The organism is Streptomyces lateritius, from assembly GCF_014649715.1.
GTDB lineage: Bacteria > Actinomycetota > Actinomycetes > Streptomycetales > Streptomycetaceae > Streptomyces > Streptomyces lateritius.
Genome location: NZ_BMTO01000038.1, coordinates 1 through 4,942, shown reverse-complemented (window position 1 = coordinate 4,942; position 4,942 = coordinate 1). Strand labels below are relative to the sequence as shown.

Sequence of the window (4,942 nt, the reverse complement as noted above, 5' to 3'; positions counted from 1 at the left end):
ATGAAGGCGTAGACGTCCTTGGCGGAGCCGTCGATGTGGACGGAGTCCTCGAAGGAGAACGTCACGTCCGCCGTCGCGTGCGCCAGCTCCACGTTCTCCTTCAAGGCGGCGAGCTCCGAGCGGCTGTTCTTGTCGACGGCCTCGTCGATCCAGAGCAGATCGTGCGGGTCGTCGTCGATCGCCCGGTAGTCGTGCAGGAGCCGTACCCGCGAGGAGTTCTCCCCGAGCGGCTCGACGATCCACGTACCGCTCATGGCGGCGACGGGCTTGGTGGTGACCTCCTGGCGGAAGGTGATGCGCAGCCCTTCCGGGTCGAGTTCGCGGCGTGAGGTCCAGTTCTTCGGCTGCCCGTTGGCGGTGGCCCAGATCCGGATGCGCTCCTGCGATCCACTGGCGTCCACCCGGTCCACATGGATCGTCGGCGGGAAGATCCGCGGCCAGTTGGTGACGTCCGCCAGCAGCCGGTACACGTCCGGCGCCGGTGCGGCGATGGTGATCTCGTGCTCAACCTCACGGGTTGTCATGACGACTTCCTCTTCGGGATACGGGTACGCGTACGGGTACGGATCAGAAGTTGCCGAGTCCGCCGCAGACGTTGATGGCCTGCGCGGTGACGGAGGCGGCGGTGTCGGAGGCGAGGTAGGCGACCATGCCGGCGACCTCCTCCGGGGTGGAGTAGCGGCCGAGCGGGATCTTGGCCTGGAACTTGTCGAGAATGGCGTCCTCGGAGGTGTCGTACGCGGCGGCGTAACCGGCCCGGACCCGCTGGGCCATGGGCGTCTCGACGTACCCGGGGCAGACGGCGTTGACCGTGATGCCGGTGGGGGCCAGCTCGTTGCCGAGGGCCTTGGTGAAGCCGACGACGCCGTGCTTGGAGGCGGAGTACGGGGCGCCGAGGACGACACCCTGCTTGCCCGCGGTGGAGGCGATGTTGATGATGCGGCCGCGGCTCTTGTGGCGCATGCCGCCGGTGTTGAGAACTTCCTTGGTCAGCCGGAAGACGCTGTTGAGGTTGGTGTCGATGACATCGGCCCACAGCTCCTCGTCGATGTCGGCGGTGACGCCGCCGCCGGAGCGGCCGGCGTTGTTGACGAGGACGTCGACCGTGCCGAACCGGTCGACGGCGGCCTGGACGAAGGCGGCGGCGGACGCCGAGTCCCGCACGTCGAGGACGGCGCCGTCGGCCTCGAGCCCTTCCCCTTGCAGCTCCTTGACGGTGGCGGCGACATTGTCGGCGTTGCGCGCGCCGATGAAGACCCGGTGGCCCTGGGCGCCGAGCGCCCGTGCGGCGGCGAGACCGATACCACTGGTCGCGCCCGTGATCAGGGCGACCCGCTTCTCCTGCAACGACATTTTTCTGCTCCGTGGATGTCCGTGGGTGGGACGTCCGGGCCGGCCGGCGCACAGGGCGGCCGTCGGCCGGCCCGGACGGGGAGAGGAAGGGCGTGCTGGCCGCTCAGGCGGCGCGCGGGACCGCCGCGAGGTGCTCGTTGACCGCGGCGATCAGGGCGCGCGGGGTGTCGGCGTCGGTGAGCAGGTCCTCGTCCAGGACGATGCCGTACTCGCGCTCGATGCGGCTCCCGGTCTCCAGCAGGGCGAGGGACTCGTAGCCGAGCGCCTCGAACCGCACGTCGAGGATGTCGCCGTCGAGGTCGACCCCCTCGTCGGCACCGGCACCCTCCAGGAGAATCCGGCGGAGGTCGTCGAGAGTGAATTCCTGTGTGGACACGTGGGCCCCTTCGTGACTCGTTGACTGGTGACTCGTGATGGGTGGGTCGGTCGATGCGCCCCCCGCCGCGGGCGCGGGGGATGTGGCCGTGAGCGGGGGGCGCGGCATGAGGGTGGGGGTGTGGCGGGGTGGGGGTTCGGAGGGCGGGTCAGGCGGCCGCGCGGACGACGACGGCCGAGTTGAAGCCGCCGTAGCCGCGGGCCACGACCAGGGCGGTACGGACCTCGGCGGTGCGCGGCTGGTCGACGACCAGGTCGAGCCCGTACTCCTCCGCCGGGTGCACGTTGACCGTCGGCGGGATCAGCCCCTCCTCGATGGCCAGCAGGGCGGTGGCGACGTCCAGCGGCCCCGCGCCCGAGTAGAGCCGCCCGGTCATGGTCTTGGGCGCGGTGACCGGGACGCCCCGCTCACCGAACACCTCCACGAGGGCCTGCGCCTCGACACGGTCGAGCTCGGGCACGCCGGCGGCGTCCGCGAAGACCACGTCGACGTCCTCCGGGGCGATCCCCGCGTCGGCGAGCGCGAACTCGACGGCCTTGCGCAGCGCGGGCTCCCGGTCGCTGCCGGGCGCCGCGTCGAACGTGGCGCCGTACCCGGCGACCTCGCCGTAGACGCGGGCGCCGCGCTCGCGCGCCGACTCCGCCGACTCCATGATCAGGATCGCGCCGCCCTCACCCGGCACATAGCCCGACGCGTCGGCGTCGAACGGCAGGAACGCCCGCGACGGCTCGTCGCTCGTGCTCAGCCGCTTGGCCGTCAGCTGCGCCACCCACCCCCAGGGGCAGATCGACGCGTCGACGCCACCGGAGACGATCATCCGGGTGCCCTTGCGGATCAGCCGGCGCCCCTGCGCGAGCGCGTCGAGACCGCCCGCCTCGTCGCTGACGATGACCCCGCTCGGCCCCTTGAGCCCGCTGCGGATGGAGATCTGGCCGCTGTTGACCGCGTAGAACCAGGCGAAGGACTGGTACGCGCTGACGTACTGGCTGCCCTGGCTCCACAGCTTCTGCAGCTCGTTCTGACCGAACTCGAAACCGCCCGAGGAGCTGGCCGTGACGACGCCCATGTCGTACTCGGCCAGGTTCTCCGGGTCGACGCCCGCGTCGGCCAGCGCCCAGTCGGCCGCGACCAGGGCGAGCCGGGTCATCCGGTCCGTCTGCGGCAGCAGCCGGCTGGGCAGCAGCTCCTCCGCGGCGAACCCCGGGACCTCGCCGGCGAGGGTCGCCGGGTAGGAGGAGGAGTCGAAGCGGGTGACCCGGCCGATGCCGTTCTTACCGGTTCGCGTCGCGGCCCAGTAGTCCTGGGTGCCGAGCCCGTTGGGCGCGGTGATGCCCAGGCCGGTCACTACCACCGAGGTGGTCATGCCACGCTCCTCTCGGGACGCGCCAGCACCATGGCGCTCTGGAATCCGCCGAAGCCGCTGCCCACGGTGAGCACCGCGTCGGTGAGCTGCTCCCGGGCCACCAGCGGCACGTAGTCGAGGTCGCACTCCGGGTCCGGTGTGTGCAGGTTCGCCGTCGGCGGCACGACGTGGTTCTCCATCGCCAGCGCGGAGGCGGCGATCTCGATGGACCCGATGGCCCCGAGCGAGTGCCCCACCATCGACTTGATGGAGCTGACCGGCGTCCGGTACGCGTGGTCGCCCAGGCTCCGCTTGAACGCGGCGGTCTCGTGCCGGTCGTTCTGCTTCGTGCCCGAGCCGTGCGCGTTGATGTAGTCGATCTCGGTGGGGTTCATCCGCGCCTCGTCGAGCGCGACCCGGATCGCCTCCGCCATCTCCTTGCCGTCCGGCCGCAGACCGGTCATGTGGTACGCGTTGGAGCGCGTGGCGTAGCCGGCGATCTCGGCGTAGATGTGCGCGCCGCGCTTCTTCGCGCTCTCCAGCTCCTCCAGGACGAGCACCGCGGCACCCTCGCCCAGGACGAAGCCGTTACGGGTCCCGTCGAAGGGACGGGAGGCGTGCTCCGGGTCGTCGTGCCGGGGCGTCGTCGCCTTGATCGCGTCGAAACACGCCATGGTGATCGGCGAGATCGGCGCGTCCGAGGAGCCGGCGATCATGACGTCGACCGATCCCTCGCGAACCAGGTCGACGGCGTGGCCCACCGAGTCGATGCCGGAGGTGCAGCCGGTGGAGACCACCGTGCTCGGGCCCTGCGCCCCGACCGCCCAGGCGACCTCCGCGGTGAAGGAGCTGGGCACCAGGTAGTTGTAGAGGTGCGGGACGGCGTACTCGTGGTCGACCAGGTGCAGCCGGCCGCCGTCGCTGACGACGTTGTACTCCTCGTCGAGTCCCATCGTGGCGCCGACGGCGCTGCCGATGGTGACACCGACGCGGTACGGGTCGTACGCCGTGAGGTCGATGCCGCTGTCGGCGACGGCCCCGCGCGCCGCGACCACGGCGAACTGCGCGGCCCGGTCCATGCGCCGGATCTCCTGCGGGCTCAGGCCGTGCGCCTGCGGATCGAAGTCGATCTCGGCGGCGACCCGGGAGCGGAAGGGGCTCGGGTCGAAGAAGGTGATACCGCGGGTGGCGGTCCGGCCCTCACTCAGCAGGTTCCAGAAGTTGTCGACCCCGACACCACCGGGGGCGAGCACCTCGATGCCGGTGATGACCACGCGTCGGCCGGTCACGCGGACGCCTCCCAGTTGTAGAAGCGCTGCGCCATCGCGTCGGCGGGAGAGCGCCACGTGGTGGGGTCGTACGCCTCGATGAAGGGCTTCAGGTCCTCGCTGATCTGTATGAAGCGCTGGTCGTGCCGCGCCTCCTGGATCTGCTGTCCGCCCTGGTCCTCGTCGAAGTCCTGCAGATGGAAGTAGAGACCCCGGTACTCGAAGAGCTGACGTCGCCGCGTGCCCATACGGTGAGGCATTTCCGTACGGTCGAAGTCACTGAAGAGCTTGGCGACGTCGACACTGGAACCGGGATCCATACGAGCCACGATCAAAGTGCTGTGCATGCGTTTTCCCTCTCCTACGACCCACGAATGTGAATTCAGTATCCGAGGCCGAAAAGGCGTTTTCAACGGTGATTACGTCAGGACTGTGCAAGGGCTCTCAAGAATTGCGCAGAAGAATTCACCGGACGGTACGGGAGCACACGGAACCCTGTATCAGTCCTTGATCTCGCAGATGGGGGCGCCGGAGGTGATGGAGGCGCCGATTTCGGCGGTGAGGCCCTTGATGGTGCCGGAGCGGTGGGCGTTGAGGGGTTGT

The 4,942-nt window shown here is 69.9% G+C and carries 6 protein-coding genes; all 6 read right to left on the bottom strand.

Translation table 11 applies throughout. From position 1 onward, the window contains the following. The coding region (locus tag IE136_RS35160; protein WP_189602563.1) for an aromatase/cyclase at nt 1-524 on the bottom strand (524 nt) is incomplete at its 3' end. Nucleotides 525-567: 43 nt separating this feature from the next. Next, nucleotides 568-1,353: a 3-oxoacyl-ACP reductase FabG gene (gene fabG, locus IE136_RS35155; protein ID WP_158988097.1), complete on the bottom strand. Its 786-nt coding sequence runs from the start codon at nt 1,351-1,353 to the stop codon at nt 568-570. Nucleotides 1,354-1,456: 103 nt separating this feature from the next. Continuing rightward, nucleotides 1,457-1,729 (bottom strand): acyl carrier protein, encoded by a 273-nt coding sequence (locus tag IE136_RS35150; RefSeq protein ID WP_189602562.1) that lies wholly within the window; start codon nt 1,727-1,729, stop codon nt 1,457-1,459. Between the two features lie 148 nt (nt 1,730-1,877). Continuing rightward, on the bottom strand, nt 1,878-3,092 hold the full coding sequence (locus IE136_RS35145) for a ketosynthase chain-length factor (RefSeq protein WP_158988099.1): 1,215 nt from the start codon (nt 3,090-3,092) through the stop codon (nt 1,878-1,880). Further along, nucleotides 3,089-4,360 carry a beta-ketoacyl-[acyl-carrier-protein] synthase family protein gene (locus IE136_RS35140; RefSeq protein ID WP_189602561.1) on the bottom strand — a complete coding sequence of 424 codons (1,272 nt, stop codon included), beginning with the start codon at nt 4,358-4,360 and terminating at the stop codon, nt 3,089-3,091. Before IE136_RS35140 ends, IE136_RS35145 begins: the two co-directional genes overlap by 4 nt. Continuing rightward, on the bottom strand, nt 4,357-4,686 hold the full coding sequence (locus IE136_RS35135; protein ID WP_158988101.1) for a TcmI family type II polyketide cyclase: 330 nt from the start codon (nt 4,684-4,686) through the stop codon (nt 4,357-4,359). The genes IE136_RS35140 and IE136_RS35135 overlap by 4 nt, the downstream gene beginning before the upstream one ends. Between the last annotated feature and the right edge of the window lie 256 nt (nt 4,687-4,942).

Coding starts and splice junctions, on each gene's coding strand:
- IE136_RS35145 (WP_158988099.1), bottom strand. CDS start 3,092: ATGACCACCTCGGTGGTAGTGACCGGCCTGGGCATCACCGCGCCCAAC.
- IE136_RS35135 (WP_158988101.1), bottom strand. CDS start 4,686: ATGCACAGCACTTTGATCGTGGCTCGTATGGATCCCGGTTCCAGTGTC.
- fabG (WP_158988097.1), bottom strand. CDS start 1,353: ATGTCGTTGCAGGAGAAGCGGGTCGCCCTGATCACGGGCGCGACCAGT.